General features: G+C 57.2%; 16 protein-coding genes and 1 other RNA gene. 11 read left to right on the forward strand and 6 right to left on the reverse strand.

All coding sequences use genetic code 11. The features are described from left to right. The first annotated feature begins 56 nt into the window (after positions 1 to 56). Positions 57 to 464 (forward strand): YbgC/FadM family acyl-CoA thioesterase, encoded by a 408-nt coding sequence (locus F9C28_RS07710; RefSeq protein ID WP_199014649.1) that lies wholly within the window; start codon positions 57 to 59, stop codon positions 462 to 464. A 48-nt stretch (positions 465 to 512) separates the two neighbouring features. Here F9C28_RS07710 and queC read toward each other — a convergent pair whose 3' ends face one another. Together queC and F9C28_RS07720 are read right to left on the reverse strand one after the other, a co-directional pair. Continuing rightward, entirely contained in the window at positions 513 to 1,208 is a 696-nt protein-coding gene (gene queC, locus F9C28_RS07715) for a 7-cyano-7-deazaguanine synthase QueC (RefSeq protein WP_199014650.1), read from the reverse strand. 64 nt (positions 1,209 to 1,272) lie between these two features. Then, positions 1,273 to 3,021, reverse strand: a complete 1,749-nt coding sequence (locus F9C28_RS07720) for an SgrR family transcriptional regulator (RefSeq protein WP_199014651.1) — start codon at positions 3,019 to 3,021, stop codon at positions 1,273 to 1,275. A 101-nt stretch (positions 3,022 to 3,122) separates the two neighbouring features. On the opposite strand from F9C28_RS07720, the gene cof reads away from it, so the two are divergent. After that, positions 3,123 to 3,941, forward strand: a complete 819-nt coding sequence (gene cof, locus F9C28_RS07725; protein ID WP_199014652.1) for an HMP-PP phosphatase — start codon at positions 3,123 to 3,125, stop codon at positions 3,939 to 3,941. A 44-nt stretch (positions 3,942 to 3,985) separates the two neighbouring features. Here cof and F9C28_RS07730 read toward each other — a convergent pair whose 3' ends face one another. Further along, the gene (locus F9C28_RS07730) at positions 3,986 to 5,041 is read right to left on the reverse strand and encodes a PLP-dependent cysteine synthase family protein (protein WP_199014653.1); all 1,056 of its coding nucleotides are present in this window, start codon (positions 5,039 to 5,041) and stop codon (positions 3,986 to 3,988) included. Positions 5,042 to 5,162: 121 nt separating this feature from the next. Between F9C28_RS07730 and F9C28_RS07735 the strand changes: the two genes are divergently transcribed. The 5 genes from F9C28_RS07735 (at position 5,163) to amtB (ending at position 11,179) form a co-directional block, all read left to right on the forward strand. Next, positions 5,163 to 5,624 carry an Lrp/AsnC family transcriptional regulator gene (locus F9C28_RS07735; RefSeq protein WP_199014654.1) on the forward strand — a complete coding sequence of 154 codons (462 nt, stop codon included), beginning with the start codon at positions 5,163 to 5,165 and terminating at the stop codon, positions 5,622 to 5,624. A gap of 67 nt (positions 5,625 to 5,691) precedes the next feature. Then, a complete protein-coding gene (locus F9C28_RS07740; RefSeq protein ID WP_199014655.1) occupies positions 5,692 to 7,476 on the forward strand; it encodes a SmdA family multidrug ABC transporter permease/ATP-binding protein in 1,785 nt (594 codons plus the stop codon). Beyond that, positions 7,469 to 9,265: a SmdB family multidrug efflux ABC transporter permease/ATP-binding protein gene (locus F9C28_RS07745; RefSeq protein ID WP_199014656.1), complete on the forward strand. Its 1,797-nt coding sequence runs from the start codon at positions 7,469 to 7,471 to the stop codon at positions 9,263 to 9,265. Before F9C28_RS07740 ends, F9C28_RS07745 begins: the two co-directional genes overlap by 8 nt. A gap of 249 nt (positions 9,266 to 9,514) precedes the next feature. After that, complete coding sequence (gene glnK, locus F9C28_RS07750; RefSeq protein ID WP_199014657.1) at positions 9,515 to 9,853, forward strand: P-II family nitrogen regulator; 339 nt, start codon at positions 9,515 to 9,517, stop codon at positions 9,851 to 9,853. Between the two features lie 36 nt (positions 9,854 to 9,889). Beyond that, complete coding sequence (gene amtB, locus F9C28_RS07755) at positions 9,890 to 11,179, forward strand: ammonium transporter AmtB (RefSeq protein ID WP_199014658.1); 1,290 nt, start codon at positions 9,890 to 9,892, stop codon at positions 11,177 to 11,179. 54 nt (positions 11,180 to 11,233) lie between these two features. Here amtB and tesB read toward each other — a convergent pair whose 3' ends face one another. Continuing rightward, positions 11,234 to 12,097, reverse strand: a complete 864-nt coding sequence (gene tesB / locus F9C28_RS07760; protein ID WP_199014659.1) for an acyl-CoA thioesterase II — start codon at positions 12,095 to 12,097, stop codon at positions 11,234 to 11,236. Between the two features lie 206 nt (positions 12,098 to 12,303). Between tesB and F9C28_RS07765 the strand changes: the two genes are divergently transcribed. After that, positions 12,304 to 12,831 (forward strand): YbaY family lipoprotein, encoded by a 528-nt coding sequence (locus F9C28_RS07765; RefSeq protein WP_199014660.1) that lies wholly within the window; start codon positions 12,304 to 12,306, stop codon positions 12,829 to 12,831. A 75-nt stretch (positions 12,832 to 12,906) separates the two neighbouring features. Here F9C28_RS07765 and F9C28_RS07770 read toward each other — a convergent pair whose 3' ends face one another. After that, positions 12,907 to 13,215 (reverse strand): MGMT family protein, encoded by a 309-nt coding sequence (locus tag F9C28_RS07770; protein ID WP_199014661.1) that lies wholly within the window; start codon positions 13,213 to 13,215, stop codon positions 12,907 to 12,909. A 175-nt stretch (positions 13,216 to 13,390) separates the two neighbouring features. Between F9C28_RS07770 and ffs the strand changes: the two genes are divergently transcribed. Together ffs and F9C28_RS07780 are read left to right on the forward strand one after the other, a co-directional pair. After that, positions 13,391 to 13,487, forward strand: an RNA gene (gene ffs, locus F9C28_RS07775) — signal recognition particle sRNA small type. Between the two features lie 222 nt (positions 13,488 to 13,709). After that, positions 13,710 to 14,141, forward strand: a complete 432-nt coding sequence (locus F9C28_RS07780) for a hypothetical protein (protein ID WP_199014662.1) — start codon at positions 13,710 to 13,712, stop codon at positions 14,139 to 14,141. Positions 14,142 to 14,167: 26 nt separating this feature from the next. On the opposite strand, the gene F9C28_RS07785 is transcribed toward F9C28_RS07780, so the two are convergent. Then, complete coding sequence (locus F9C28_RS07785; RefSeq protein ID WP_199014663.1) at positions 14,168 to 14,650, reverse strand: YlaC family protein; 483 nt, start codon at positions 14,648 to 14,650, stop codon at positions 14,168 to 14,170. 303 nt (positions 14,651 to 14,953) lie between these two features. On the opposite strand from F9C28_RS07785, the gene F9C28_RS20090 reads away from it, so the two are divergent. After that, positions 14,954 to 15,141: hypothetical protein (locus F9C28_RS20090; RefSeq protein WP_233148976.1), on the forward strand; the 188-nt coding region annotated here is incomplete at its 3' end.

Raw genomic sequence — 15,141 nt, forward strand, 5'->3', positions numbered from 1 at the left:
CGTACCAGTTTGTACGGCCTCTGTACATATCACAACAGCTAACAGGGTAAGGCGCTATGCAGACAACCATAAAAGTCCGGGGATATCATCTGGACGTGTACCAGCACGTGAACAACGCTCGTTATCTGGAATTTCTCGAAGAGGCGCGCTGGGAGGCGCTGGAGCAAGAAGAGAGCTTCCGCTGGATGGTGGACCACCATATTGCGTTTGTGGTGGCCAATATCAATATTAACTATCGCAAACCCGCGGTACTGGGGGACCGGCTGATTGTTACCAGCACCCTGCAACAGTTAAACGGCAAAAGCGGGGTACTCAGCCAGGTTATCACCCGGGAGCCGGACGGCGTGACAGTGGCAGATGCGCTGATTACGTTTGTCTGTGTGGATCTGACGACCCAGAAAGCCTTGCCGCTGGAGGGGGAACTGCGGGATAAACTCGACCAAATGATTGTCACCGGCAGGTAAACCGGATGGCGCGACCAGGCGGGGAGCCCGCCTGGTCGTTACCGGGGGTTATGCCAGGCCGGTTTTGCGTTTCATTTCCGCCATAATGCCGGGTTTATCCGCCAGATAATGGGTAATACCGTTCGCCCGCAGATGGCAGGCTGCACACTCACCGCAGCCGTCACCTTTGATGCCGTTATAGCAGGTCAGGGTTTCTGCCCGCACCAGATCCAGTTTGCCCCAGTAGTCCGCCAGCGCCCAGGTCTCCGCCTTGTTGAGCCACATCAGCGGAGTTTCAAAGCGAATATCCCGGGCCATCCCCAGGGATACTGCGTGGTTCAGGGCTTTGACAAATTCATCCCGGCAGTCCGGGTAGCCGGAGAAGTCAGTCTCGCACACCCCGGTGATCACCGCTTCTGCTTGCACCTGATAGGCGTAAATCGCGGCCAGAGTCAGAAACAGAATATTGCGGCCGGGCACAAAGGTATTCGGAATACCGCTGGTGTCCGGATCGTAGTCCGGCACCGGGATACTGTCGCGGGTCAGGCTGCTGACCGCCAGTTCGTTAAGCAGGGTAACATCCAGCACTTTATGCGCCCGGGCCCCCAGTTGCAGGGACAGCACCTGGGCTACGTCAATCTCGGCGCGGTGGCGCTGGCCATAATCAAACGTAACGCAGTGGACCTCATCATACTGATGCAGCGCCTGGATAAGACACGTGGTGGAGTCCTGGCCCCCACTAAAAACAACGACTGCGCGTTTCATAGTCACCCTTTTTTAATCTAATAACGGTGTATGGTAGCGCCCGGCAGCATACGGTGCCAGTGCTTCAGCGATTCTCCGGGGGCGGCAGCCACAGGCGGGTAAAATCGAACCAGCCCCGGGCATTGATATGCACCCCCCGGACATTAGGCGGCGCGTGGATTTGGTAATGATAGTTAAACAGCGGGGTGAGGACCGACGCAGACATCAGTGCCTCATAAAGGGTTTTTAATCCCTGAATGCGCTGTGCCGCATCAGGGTGCTGCTGGATAGCATCCAGCCTGGTGATAATCTCCCGGTAGCGCCCGGGGGAGAATACCGCCCGCCACAGCACATCACAACGCAGCCACTGCTCAAGGGTATATTCCGCCGCGTCGTCAATCAGCCGGTCCCCCATCAGAATATCGGCCCCGTCCATATCATTGCAGCCGGCCCAGTTTTTCGCATCGTGAAAGCGCAGTGTCAGGGTGCAGCCATAGCGGGCCAGATAACTAACCAGTTGACGGGCCATAGCGTGCAGCTCCACCGGCAGGTGATAGAGCAGGGTTAACGCCCGGGGGAGCGCTACCGGCTCACAGCGCCGGTTATCGGGCAGCGGCCAGCCGGGCAACAGGGCGTTACTCGGCTGGATCAGGCCGTCCTCTACCGGCAGCGTGGTCAGTAAGCCACTTTGATGAATCAGATGCATCAACCACTGGGCCTGCCGGGCCGACAACTGGCCGTCCTGCTTAATGGCCAGATAACAAAAACCGAGGCTGATGCGCTTATCCCGGGGCTGTAACGCGGGCAGTTGCGCCTGCTCGCCGATGGCAATCTGCACCGGATGGCGGCAACTGGTACCGAGGCTGGCATCAAACAGTTGTGGGGTTATCCAGTATTCCACGGCGCCAATCAGCGGGTGGCTGAGGTGGTAGCGATCATGCAGTTCGAGGCGTACCAGCTCTGGCTGATACAGGCTGATTTTAAATGGTCCGCAGCCGGTGTGGGGCTCGGCCGGTTTCCCCGGGGAGCCCGCAGCCCCGGGGGTGGCGGCAATTTCCGGATAATGCAGATGGCTGCAATAACTGGCCAGCCGGTGGGGTAGCCAGTAGTCAGGACGGTGTAGCCGGATGCGCACCAGGCCGGGTGCTGGGGCCTCCAGCCCGGAAACGCTGGCAAACAGCTGGCCCATAGCGGGTTGTTGCATAAGCTGCCCGAGGCTGGCCACCAGATGCGCGGCGGTGAGCTTCTCGCCGTTGTGCCACCAGAGGGAGGGGCGCAGCCAGAAGTCGTAACAGCAGCCCGCCCCGGTAACCTCCCAGTGGTGGGCTAAATCTCCTTCGGGAAGCGGACAATCACTCCGGAAGCGGGTTAGGCCGCTGAATACCTGGCTGGTGAGGTGTTGTTCGGCGCGCCCCGCCAGAAAACCGGGGCGGAGTGGCTCAAGGGGGCGGTAGTAGGGAATACGCACCGTGGGAATATCATTTTGCCACTGGCCGCCGAGAAAGGGCTGCAGGGCCTGGCGCAGTTGATCCGGCGCCAGCTGGGCCAGCTCCAGGGCATTCTGCTGTTGGCCCTTATTCAACACGCGCTCCATCAGGGTGGAGCGCACGGCATCTGGAGTGGTCAGAAATTGCAGGGTGCCGCGCTTGCCGCGCCCCGGGGCCGCCTGCCAGTGTAACCAGCCGCTGTCCGCCAACTGGTGCAGCAGGGTGCGGATATGGCGTTCACTGCAAAAGCAGCGGCTGGCCATCTCGGCCACGGTAACCTGTTGTGGCTTCCCTCTGGAGGGCTGCCACAGGCGCTGGAATTGGTTAAGTCGGTTAAGCAGGCGCATCGGATAAAACCGGAACAATTTTTATCAACTATTCACTATTTGTTCCGTATATAACAGCAGATACTTACCGTCATGTTAACTGGCTCACAGGCGAGGGGAAAATGACACAGCTGGTAGCGTTTGATATGGACGGGACATTGTTAATGCCCGATCACCGGCCAGGTGCCGAAACCCTGCACACGCTGGGGCGCCTGCGGGAGCGCGGTATTACGCTCACCTTTGCTACCGGTCGTCATGTGCTGGAAATGCAGCCCTTCTTAGGTAAGTTCGGTTTATCCGGCTGGTTGATTACCGGCAATGGCACCCGTATTCATACCGCAGACGGGGAGCCGCTCTTTCGCTGTGATCTGGCCCCGGACGTGGCGGAGTTTGTGCTGCATAGCCACTGGCCGGAAGAGGTGAGTGTCCACGTGTTTAATGACAGCGGCTGGCTGACCGACCGGGCGCTACCGGGGTTACTCACCGCCCACAGCCATAGCGGTTTTCAGTATCAACTGGTGAATTTACAGCGGCTGTCTGCCCATGAGGTCACCAAGATCTGTTTCTGCGGTGACCACGATATATTGTGCCAGCTGCGTATTGAGCTCCAGGCCCAGCTAGGGGACAGCGCGGCTATCTGCTTCTCGGCATTTGATTGTCTGGAAGTGCTGCCCCGGGACTGTAATAAAGGCGCGGCGCTGCGGGCATTGAGTGAGCGGCTGGATATTCCGCTCAGCGACTGTATGGCATTTGGCGATGCGATGAACGATCGGGAGATGCTGGCCAGCGTGGGGCGCGGGATCATTATGGGTAACGCAATGCCCCAGTTAAAACAGGCATTACCGGATCTGCCGGTGATCGGCCACTGCGCCGGTCAGGCTATTTCTCACTATTTGACACATTGGCTGGACACACCACACCTGAATTATTCCCCCGAATAACGAGGCCATTACAGCCAGCCGGGACATGTCCCGGCTTTTTTTATTTATTGGCCGGGCTCAAGCAACGCCGCTAACTGCTGGCGGCTGTCAGTCAGCGAGCCGATATGCTCCGCCACCCATTGGGGGTTGTAGTAGGTGTCGAGGTAACGCTCACCGCTATCGCACAGCAAGGTCACAATGGTGCCCTGGCCTCCCGCCGCCCGCATTTGCGCCGCCAGTTGTAACGCGCCCCACATATTGGTCCCGGTAGAGGCCCCCACTTTGCGGCCCAGTACCGACTCCAGCCAGTGGATGGTGGCGATACTGGCGCTATCCGCCACCGGGATCATCTGATCCACCACATCGGGAATAAACGACGGCTCTACCCGCGGGCGGCCAATGCCCTCGATCCGGCTTCCGGTATGGCCGGTTAACCGCGGATCGCGGTGCTGCCAATAATCGTAAAAGACGGAGTTTTCCGGGTCGACCACCACCAGTTGGGTGGCGTGACCCTGATAACGCAGATAACGGCCAATGGTGGCGGAGGTGCCCCCGGTGCCTGCACTCATCACAATGTAGTCCGGGACCGGGTGTGGTTCACAACGCATCTGGCGGAAAATGCTGTCGGCTATATTGTTATTGCCTCGCCAGTCCGTCGCCCGCTCAGCGTAGGTAAACTGATCCATATAGTGGCCATTCAGCTCCCGGGCCAGCTGCTGTGAGGCGGCATAAATTTCACAGGGATTGTCTACAAAGTGGCAGCGGCCGCCGTAAAATTCAATCTGCTCAATTTTACGCCTGGCGGTATGCTTCGGCATCACGGCAATAAATGGCAGCCCCAGCAACCGGGCAAACCAGGCTTCGGAAACCGCCGTGGACCCGGACGAGGACTCAATAACCGGCGTTCCTTGTTTGATCCAGCCGTTACACAAGCCGTAGAGGAACAGCGAGCGGGCGAGGCGGTGTTTAAGGCTGCCGGTGGGATGGGTACTTTCATCCTTGAGATAGATATTGATCCCCGGAAACGCCGGTAAGCACAGGCGAATCAGGTGAGTATCCGCAGAGCGCTGGGCATCGGCGTTGATTTCATTAATGGCGTAGGTGACCCAGTTATCCGTCATGCGTATTCCCCAGGAAGTGTATTGATAATGGCAGTAGCCTACGGGAAATCGCGGAAAAAAAGGTTGCTAAAGATCCTGCTTAAATGCTTTTCTGGAGAAAATTTTACTCCCTGGTGGCGATATGATAGATAAAATTGACCGAAAATTACTCGCATTACTGCAGCAGGACTGTACCCTGTCGTTGCAGGCCCTGGCCGAGGCCGTTAATCTGACCACCACCCCCTGCTGGAAACGTCTGAAACGGCTACAAGAAGAGGGGATTATTCAGGGCCATGTTGCCTTGCTGGATGCAGAGAAACTGGGGCTTGGCTTAACCGCGTTTGTATTGATCAAAACCCAGATGCACAGCCGGGAGTGGTACAGCGAGTTTGTGCGCGTGGTCTCCGACATGCAGGAAGTGCTGGGGTTCTGGCGCATGGCCGGGGAATATGATTATCTACTGCGTGTTCAGGTGGCGGACATGAAGCGCTATGACGATTTTTATAAGCGAATGGTGAACCAGGTTCCCGGACTGAGCGATGTCACTTCGAGTTTTGCCATGGAACAGATAAAATATACCACAGCGCTACCGCTGGCGGAGTGATAACCCTGGTGATGGCCCTTTCGTTTCTCTGCCCGCGCCCTAATACGGCCTTCAGGAACCAAACCGCGTGCGATTATTTACCCAGTTAGGCTGGTACTTCAGCCAGGAGTGGCGGCGTTATCTTGGCGCCGTGGCGTTACTTATTCTTATTGCTGTATTGCAGCTTATCCCGCCGAGGCTGGTGGGGGTGATTGTCGATAGCGTCACCCGCGAGCACGCCAGCGCCCCGCAGATAGTGATGTGGATTGGGGCAATGGTGCTGATCGCGGTAATGGTGTATCTGCTGCGTTACGTGTGGCGTATTTTACTGTTCGGCGCCTCCTACCAGCTGGCGGTACGCCTGCGGGGAGACTTTTACCGCCAGCTCAGCCATCAGCAAAGCCGCTTCTATCTGCGCCATCGCACCGGGGACTTAATGGCCCGGGCCACTAATGATGTGGATCGAGTGGTGTTTGCCGCCGGGGAGGGGGTACTAACCCTGGTGGACTCCATGGTGATGGGCTGTGCGGTGCTGGTGATGATGAGCACCCAAATTAGCGCCCCGCTGACCCTGATAGCGCTGCTGCCCATGCCGGTGATGGCGCTGGTTATCCACCGTTACGGTAACCAGCTCCACGAACGTTTTAAGCTGGCCCAGGGGGCATTCTCCTCCCTTAACGATCGCACCCAGGAGAGCCTGACCAGTATCCGCATGATCAAGGCGTTTGGTCTTGAGGATCGGCAGTCTGCGCTGTTTGCCCATGATGCCAAAGTCACCGGCGAGCGGAATATGCGGGTCGCCCGGGTGGATGCCCGTTTTGATCCGACTATCTATATCGCCATCGGCATGGCAAACCTGCTGGCAGTCGGGGGCGGTAGCTGGATGGTACTGAACGGCAGCCTGACCCTTGGCCAGCTCACCAGCTTTATGATGTATCTGGGGCTGATGATTTGGCCAATGCTGGCGCTGGCATGGATGTTTAACATTGTTGAACGCGGCAGCGCGGCCTATAGCCGGATCCGCAGCCTGCTGGATGAAGCCTCAGTGGTTACCGACGGTACGCGACCGGTGCCCGCTGGCCGGGGCACCCTGGTGGCGAATATCCAGCAGTTTCATTATCCAGAGACATCCCAGCCCGCCCTGCGCCAGGTGGCGTTTACCCTTCAGCCCGGAAAAATGCTGGGGTTATGTGGCCCGACAGGATCCGGGAAAAGTACGCTCCTGGGGCTGGTGCAGCGCCAGTTTGATGTCGAACAGGGCAGTATCTGTTTCCACGGGGTAGCGCTGCCTGAGCTGCAGCTCGACAGCTGGCGCGAACGGCTGGCGGTAGTAAGCCAGACGCCGTTTTTATTTTCCGACACGGTGGCAAACAATATTGCCCTCGGCAGGCCCTGGGCGAGCCAGGCGCAAATTGAACGCGCGGCGCAGCTGGCCTCAGTTCACGAGGATATTTTGCGTTTGCCGGAAGGCTATAACACCGAGGTAGGCGAACGGGGCGTGATGTTGTCGGGCGGCCAGAAGCAGCGTATTTCTATTGCCCGGGCGCTGTTGCTGGAGGCGGAAATTCTGATCCTCGATGACGCACTTTCCGCGGTGGATGGCCGCACCGAACACCAGATTTTGCAGAACTTGCGCCAGTGGGGAGAGGGCCGGACCGTGATTATCAGCGCCCACCGGTTGTCTGCCCTGACTGAGGCCAGCGAGATCCTGGTGCTGGCTCACGGCGGGGTGGCCCAGCGGGGCCGCCATGAACAACTGCTCGGGCAACCGGGCTGGTATCGGGATATGTACCGTTACCAACAACTGGAGGCGGCGCTGGACGACGGCCCCAACGACGGCGTTAAAACAGACCTGGAGGCGTGCGATGCGTAGTTTCGGGCGGTTATGGCCGACGTTAAAACGCCTGCTGGCCTATGGATCGCCGTGGCGTAAGCAGATGATTATCGCCGTGGCGATGTTATGGATCGCCGCGGCGGCGGAAGTCAGCGGCCCGGCGTTAATCAGTTACTTTATTGATCACCTGGTGGCGAACCACAGCGTGCCGGTGGCCTGGGCGGTGGGGCTGGTGGCGGCCTATCTTTTGTTACAGTTGCTGGCCGCCGGCCTGCACTATAGCCAGTCGCTTTTGTTTAACCGGGCGGCGGTAGGGGTAGTGCAACAGCTGCGTACCGATGTGATGGATGCCGCCCTGCGCCAGCCGCTGAGTGAGTTCGACATCCAGCCCGTTGGGCAGTTGATCTCCCGGGTGACTAACGACACCGAAGTGATCCGCGATCTGTATGTTACCGTGGTGGCCACGGTATTACGCAGTGCTGCCCTGGTGGGGGCCATGCTGGTGGCGATGTTCAGCCTCAACTGGCGGATGGCGCTGGTGGCTATCCTTATCTTCCCGGCGGTACTGGTGGTGATGGTGATTTATCAGCGCCTGAGTACCCCGATTGTGCGCCGGGTGCGCGGTTACCTGGCCGATATTAATGATGGCTTTAATGAAATTATTAACGGCATGAGCGTGATCCAGCTGTTTCGCCAGCAGCGTCGCTTTGGTGAACGGATGCACGCCCTCAGCGAGTCTCACTATCAGGCGCGCATGCAGACATTGCGTCTGGACGGCTTCCTGCTGCGGCCGCTGCTGAGCCTGTTTTCCGCCCTGATACTGTGCGGGCTGCTGATACTGTTTGGTTTCTCCGCCTCGGGGACCATTGAGGTGGGGGTGCTGTATGCCTTTATCAGCTACCTGGGGCGCCTGAATGAGCCATTGATTGAGCTCACTACTCAGCAGTCGATGCTGCAACAGGCAGTGGTGGCCGGGGAGCGGGTCTTTGAACTGATGGACAAACCGCGCCAGCAGTATGGCGATGATGATCGCCCGCTGGAAAATGGCCAGATTGATTTGCAGGATGTGTCGTTCGCTTACCGCGGGGATCGCCTGGTATTGCGCGATATCTCGCTGCATGTCCCGCCACGCCAGTTTGTGGCGCTGGTGGGGCATACCGGCAGTGGTAAAAGTACCCTGGCTAACCTGCTGATGGGCTACTACCCGCTGACCCGGGGGACGATTTGCTTTGACGGTCGCCCGCTGGAGGGCCTGAGCCACGGGGCGTTGCGTAAAGGCATCGCCATGGTACAGCAGGACCCGGTGGTGATGGCTGATACCTTCCTGGCGAACGTAACCCTGGGGCGAGATATCAGCGAAGCGCAGGTCTGGCAGGCGTTAGAGACGGTACAATTGGCGGCACTGGCCCGCAGCCTGCCGGACGGGATCCACACCGCATTAGGGGAGCAGGGCAATACCCTGTCCGTGGGGCAAAAGCAGTTACTGGCCCTGGCCCGGGTACTGGTGGATTTACCAGCGATCCTTATCCTGGATGAGGCCACCGCGAATATTGACTCCGGTACTGAGCGGGCGATTCAGCAGGCGCTGCATCTGGTGCGCCAGCACACCACTCTGGTGGTTATCGCTCACCGGCTGTCCACTATCACCGAGGCGGATACTATCCTGGTGCTGCACCGTGGTGAAGCGGTGGAGCGGGGCACCCATCAGCAACTGCTGGCCAGCCGGGGCCGTTACTGGCAGATGTACCAGTTGCAACTGGCCGGGCAGGAGCTTGAGGACGGTGCTGCGCCGGGTGTCCAGCGTGGTGCATCTGGCGTGGGCCATTAACCCAACACGCCCGGATTTACGCCCCCACGCGCAGTGTGGGTGCAGGCCATAAAAGAGAACGCACCGCAATGGTGCGTTTTTTTATCATTTCCGTTCCTGATCCCCCGCGGTTGCCCGGTGCGCCCCTTGCAAACGGTGGTTTTTTGTTTCCGCCACATCAATTGCTATTTTTGGCACATCAATTGCTTTAGTTACCCCGGGAAACATTTTAGTGATGGTACTGACCTTAATACTCACTGGAGGGGATCTATGAAGCTGGTTACCGTGGTAATCAAACCATTCAAGCTGGAAGACGTCCGGGAAGCGCTCTCTTCCATCGGCATTCAGGGGCTGACAGTCACCGAAGTTAAAGGCTTTGGCCGCCAGAAAGGACATGCCGAATTGTACCGCGGTGCGGAATACAGCGTGAACTTCTTGCCTAAGGTCAAAATTGATGTGGCCATTGCCGATGACCAGCTTGATGAGGTGGTCGACGTGGTAAGCAAAGCCGCCTGGACCGGTAAAATTGGCGACGGCAAAATTTTTGTTGCCGACCTGCAACGGGTGATTCGGATCCGCACCGGCGAGTCTGATGAAGCCGCACTCTGACAGCTGACCGGACATATTAGTTAGAGGATAAAGACGATGAAAAAAGTAAGTTTGCTGTCTGGTATCGGTGCCCTGGCGTTGCTGCCCTCTCTGGCGATGGCGGCAGATCCCGCCGTGGCCGATAAAGCCGACAACGGCTTTATGATGCTGTGTACCGCGCTGGTTCTGTTTATGACCATTCCCGGCATTGCGCTGTTCTATGGCGGGCTTATCCGTGGCAAAAACGTGCTGTCGATGCTGACCCAGGTGTCGGTTTCTTTTGCTCTGGTGTGCGTGCTGTGGGTGGTTTACGGTTACTCGCTGGCCTTTGGTAGCGGTAATAGCTTTTTCGGCGGTTTTGAATGGGTGATGCTGAAAAATATCGAATTAAAAGCCCTGATGGGATCGTTCTATCAATATATTCACGTGGCGTTCCAGTGCTCATTTGCCTGCATTACTGTCGGGCTGATTGTCGGGGCGCTGGCGGAACGTATCCGTTTTTCTGCGCTGCTGATTTTTGTGGTGGTATGGCTAACGTTTTCTTATCTGCCGGTGGCCCATATGGTATGGGGCGGTGGCCTGCTGGCGAGCCACGGGGCGCTGGACTTTGCTGGCGGTACCGTGGTGCATATTAACGCCGCCGTTGCGGGTCTTGTGGGAGCATACCTGATGGGTAAACGTGTCGGGTTTGGTAAAGAGGCGTTTAAACCGCACAACCTGCCGATGGTGTTTACCGGCACGGCTATTCTGTACTTCGGCTGGTTCGGCTTTAACGCGGGCTCAGCCAGTGCGGCAAACGAAATCGCCGCTCTGGCATTTATGAACACCGTGGTGGCGACAGCGGCGGCGATCCTTGGCTGGATCTTCGGTGAGTGGGCGCTGCGCGGTAAGCCATCCCTGTTGGGGGCCTGTTCTGGTGCCATTGCCGGCCTGGTGGGGATCACCCCGGCCTGTGGCTATGTTGGGGTGGGGGGGGCGCTGATTATTGGTATTGTATCTGGCCTGGCGGGGCTGTGGGGCGTTACTCTGCTGAAACGCTGGCTGCGGGTGGATGATCCCTGTGATGTGTTTGGGGTACACGGGGTGTGCGGGATTGTCGGCTGTATCCTGACCGGTATCTTTGCCGATACCTCGCTGGGGGGCGTTGGCTACGCGGAAGGTGTCACCATGGGCCATCAGGTGATGGTGCAGCGGGAAAGCATTGTGCTCACCGTGGTGTGGTCAGGTGTGGTGGCGTTTATCGGCTTTAAACTGGCGGATATGACGGTGGGGCTGCGGGTACCGGAAGAGCAGGAGCGCGAAGGGCTGGACGTGAACAGCCACGGCGAAAATGCCTACAACGCCTGATTGTGAAAACAGCAAAAAAGCGGAACCCGGGTTCCGCTTTTTTCGTTTAGAGGATCAGGGCTGGCGCTGGCGCATCACCCCTTCTTGCACGGTGGAGGCCACCAGTATGCCGTCACGGGTGTAAAACTCCCCGCGCACAAAGCCACGGGCGCTGGAGGCCGACGTGCTCTCGACGTTGTACAACAGCCAGTCGTTCATATTCACCGGGCGGTGGAACCACATGGAGTGATCAATAGTGGCTACTTGCATGCCCGGTTCAAGAAAACCCACGCCGTGGGGCTGTAGCGCGGTCGGCAGGAAATTAAAATCCGATGCATAGCCCAGCAAATACTGGTGGATGCGAATATCGTCTGGCACGGTACCGTTGGCCCGCAGCCAGACCTGGCGGCTGGGTTTATCGACGTGGCCCTGCAATGGGTTATGGAACACCACCGGGCGTATCTCCAGCGGTTTTTCCACCAGAAATTTCTCTTTCAGTACCGGGGGCAGCAAATGTTCAAATTTGCGTGCGATATCGGTTTCTGAGGGGATACTTTCCGGCGCCGGGGCTGCCGGCATCGCTTTCTGATGCTCGAAGCCGTCCTCCGGCCCCTGGAAGGAGGCGGTCATATAAAAAATAGGCTTGCCGTTCTGAATAGCCGCTACCCGGCGGGCGCTGAAGCTGTTGCCGTCGCGCAGGACTTCAACGTCATAGATAATGGGCTTCTGGCTGTCGCCGGGGCGCAGGAAATAGCTGTGAAACGAGTGGACCAGCCGTTCGGACGGCACCGTGTCGGTCGCCGCATAGAGCGCCTGGCCAACCACCTGGCCGCCAAAGACCTGACGCAGGCCAAGATCCTGGCTCTGGCCGCGGAACAGGCCGTCTTCGATTTTTTCCAGATTAAGTAATGCCAGTAGCGTATTGAGCGCTTGACTCATAGTAGATCCTCAGTGGGAAACTCAACCGACGTCGCAAATTATAACCCATTGGTAACATTGCGTTGCGGGTAAGATTAGTCTGGATATTATTGGTTTTTTAGCAAATTCTGTGGTCTGTGCCACACTTATTGTGAAACTGGTGTTTCAGTGGCCACCACAGACCACCTTCTGTGGCTTGTGATGGCCCCGATAATAAGGAGAAATTAATGAAACTTACACCTCTATTAACGGGTTTAGCCGTTGCAGCCGCTTTAGCGGGTTGTGCACAGCAAAACAGTGCGGGAACCGCGCCTCAGGGGACTGATCCTTATGGCATCGCCACGCTGTCTCAGGGGGATTCGTCACAGCCTAATGTCTCCGGTAATGTGATTATTCGCCAGCGTTCCGCGCTGCCGCCGGATGCGGTGCTGACGGTAACCCTGTCTGATGCCAGCCTGGCGGATGCACCGGCCCGGGTGTTGTCGCAAAAAGCGGTGCACACTGAAGGTAAACAATCACCGTTCAGCTTCGTGCTGCCCTACAACCCGTCCCAGATCCAGGCTAAAGATCGGGTACTGTTAAGTGCCGCTGTCGCCATTAATGGGCGTCTGGTGTTTGTCACCGATACGGTACAGCCAGTGATCAATCAAGGGGGCACCCGTGTTGATCTGAACCTGGTGCCGGTACCGCAACAGGCAGTGCCGGTTGATACCGGCAATGGCGCTTCTACTGGCGGGGCGCCGCTCTCCTGGTAAGAACCTAAACACTATCGCGCGCCTGAAAAGCGATGCCTGCGGGTATCGCTTTTTTATGCCCGGGGATTAATAGGGCTACAGACGCCAGCGGTAGCGGGTTAAATCGACGATACCGTCACCGGATACCATAATCCCCTCTGCCAGCAGCGCCTGGCGCTGGCGCTGTAAGTCCGGGCCGGTTAATGAAATAGCGCCGTGGCGATTTACCACCCGATGCCAGGGGAGCAGGCTGCCTTCCGGCAGGCGTTTCAGGACGCCCCCCACCTGGCGTGCCGCCCGGGGTGAGCCCGCCAGCAGGGCGACATCCCCGTAGGTGGTGACCCGTCCTTCGGGGATGGCGGCGACAATCTGCCAGACGCGCTGAGGGAAGCTTGCCTCAGACATATTTTGTACTCCGGTAATCAATAATCCATTCAGGATAATCACAGTGGGCGGCGCTGTGAATAGCCCACTGTGTAAGAAAGCAGCAGCTGGCTGGCAGTGGCTTGCAATTGGCCTGAGCAACAGGGATAATGCGCCTGCGCTGTGGGGATTACCCCGCAGCTCTCAATGGGGGCCCTGTTGGTTCTCCCGCAACGCTACTCTGTTTACCAGGTCAGGTCCGGAAGGAAGCAGCCAAAGCAGACGACGTGTGTGCCGGGATGTAGCTGGCAGGGCCCCCACCCATTTGTATCTCCCTCGTTCTCCTTTCTTTCACCCGGTTATTATTGGGTGCGATGACCGCTGTTCGCGCTAAACCATCGGTAATAATCTGATCATCACAACGTTTTTGCCCGTCGCCAGGGTGTATAACGTGCGGCGGACGCCGCGGCGCACGCGTCGTCAACTGCGTATCTGTACGACACAACAACCGGATTTGTACGTATAAAGGGCCAATCATGGATAGACTGCTCATGACGTTAGCGCTTATTTTTTCCTCCCCGGCACAGGCGGCGGAACCGCCGGTCAAACCGGTGACCATCTACCAGTGTGCCACAGCAGAAAAACAGCAGGTCAGCGTCATCCGGCTGGGCAATCTTTATATCTATAAGCAGGGGGCGATTACCCCGCAGCACAAACCGGATATCACGCTGGTAAAAGCGGCCCGGGCATTAACCTGGCAGGGAAAGCGTGATAAGCACCAGACGCTGGCGCTGAGTTTTCACCAGCAGGATATGCACTACCGGCTGGTGTCAGATGCCGCCGGGCAGGGGCACTATGTGGATATCTACCGGGGAGAGGTCCGGCAGCGCCATATGAGCTGCCTGCCGGGGACCATTGTCGACCATCTTAAATACTATGTGGATGATATTCCCTGGCGGCATAGTTAAGCGCCACGCTGCCAGGGACGATGCGCTTATTGCGGGCTGGCAACCTGGCGGGTGCTTTTATCCAGTGAGAAAATATCATAATAGGAGAGCTGGCCTTTGGTGGTCAGCAGACTACGTAAACGATGCTTCTGCCCGTGACTGACGGCCGGGGAGTGAAGAATATTGTCAATCAAGGTTTGCGGTACGTAGCGGGTATTAAACCATTCGCCGTTATAGCAGACGCGAAAATCCAGCACATCAATATCGCTATAGCGGTAACGCGGATTCACATCAAAGAAGAAAAACCCATTCAGGATAATAAACAGCACATTGAGTAGCCATACTGAATCCGCCAGGGCAGGGGAGTAAAGCATAACGGCGAGAGTCGCCAGCCATCCGGCATACATGGCAATAAACAGGCCGGGGAAACGGCGGATAAAGCTGATACTGAAGCGCGGCAGGTTGTCGCGTTTCTCCGCGTGATTAATCTGCTCAATATTATCGGTAAGTAAGCGCTGGATTTCTGTCATGTTATCAACTCTTCGACAAATTAGCGGGGCAGGTGAATCTCTTCGGGATAGTGTGCCTTTAGTGGCACAGGCAAAACAGTAACAGTTGATAACAAAAAAATAAGAACAGATCGACTCTGGCAGGCCGGATAACCGACAAACGCAGCGCCCATGTGGGGCGCGGGAAACAGCAATTGATTCGACTATTCACTACTTAATTAAGAATTTTCCTGAGTTTATTTATTGGCGATTTTAAAAGCCACACGTAATAGTTTAACCTACCGCTAACTCACCGGGGAATTATACAGTCAGAAAATACGTGATGTGTGGCGACGCGACAAAATCACAAATTATATTGCTGGCGTTGAAGTGGGGGAGACACCAGATAAACCGTTAACGCTATGCGATGCTAAGGAAGGTGCGAATAAGCAGGTCATTTCTTCCCAAGCTGACTCGCTGATTAAAATTTCGCGGATCTGGGCCGATTTTTTTCCCGCAAACACATCGAATCA

The organism is Shimwellia pseudoproteus (genome assembly GCF_016415625.1).
Lineage (GTDB): Bacteria > Pseudomonadota > Gammaproteobacteria > Enterobacterales > Enterobacteriaceae > Shimwellia > Shimwellia pseudoproteus.

Bases quoted from the DNA above. Each gene is read 5' to 3' on its own strand.
- F9C28_RS07710 (WP_199014649.1), top strand. From the start codon at position 57: ATGCAGACAACCATAAAAGTCCGGGGATATCATCTGGACGTGTACCAG.
- queC (WP_199014650.1), bottom strand. From the start codon at position 1,208: ATGAAACGCGCAGTCGTTGTTTTTAGTGGGGGCCAGGACTCCACCACG.
- F9C28_RS07720 (WP_199014651.1), bottom strand. From the start codon at position 3,021: ATGCGCCTGCTTAACCGACTTAACCAATTCCAGCGCCTGTGGCAGCCC.
- cof (WP_199014652.1), top strand. From the start codon at position 3,123: ATGACACAGCTGGTAGCGTTTGATATGGACGGGACATTGTTAATGCCC.
- F9C28_RS07730 (WP_199014653.1), bottom strand. From the start codon at position 5,041: ATGACGGATAACTGGGTCACCTACGCCATTAATGAAATCAACGCCGAT.
- F9C28_RS07735 (WP_199014654.1), top strand. From the start codon at position 5,163: ATGATAGATAAAATTGACCGAAAATTACTCGCATTACTGCAGCAGGAC.
- F9C28_RS07745 (WP_199014656.1), top strand. From the start codon at position 7,469: ATGCGTAGTTTCGGGCGGTTATGGCCGACGTTAAAACGCCTGCTGGCC.
- glnK (WP_199014657.1), top strand. From the start codon at position 9,515: ATGAAGCTGGTTACCGTGGTAATCAAACCATTCAAGCTGGAAGACGTC.
- amtB (WP_199014658.1), top strand. From the start codon at position 9,890: ATGAAAAAAGTAAGTTTGCTGTCTGGTATCGGTGCCCTGGCGTTGCTG.
- tesB (WP_199014659.1), bottom strand. From the start codon at position 12,097: ATGAGTCAAGCGCTCAATACGCTACTGGCATTACTTAATCTGGAAAAA.
- F9C28_RS07765 (WP_199014660.1), top strand. From the start codon at position 12,304: ATGAAACTTACACCTCTATTAACGGGTTTAGCCGTTGCAGCCGCTTTA.
- F9C28_RS07770 (WP_199014661.1), bottom strand. From the start codon at position 13,215: ATGTCTGAGGCAAGCTTCCCTCAGCGCGTCTGGCAGATTGTCGCCGCC.
- F9C28_RS07780 (WP_199014662.1), top strand. From the start codon at position 13,710: ATGGATAGACTGCTCATGACGTTAGCGCTTATTTTTTCCTCCCCGGCA.
- F9C28_RS07785 (WP_199014663.1), bottom strand. From the start codon at position 14,650: ATGACAGAAATCCAGCGCTTACTTACCGATAATATTGAGCAGATTAAT.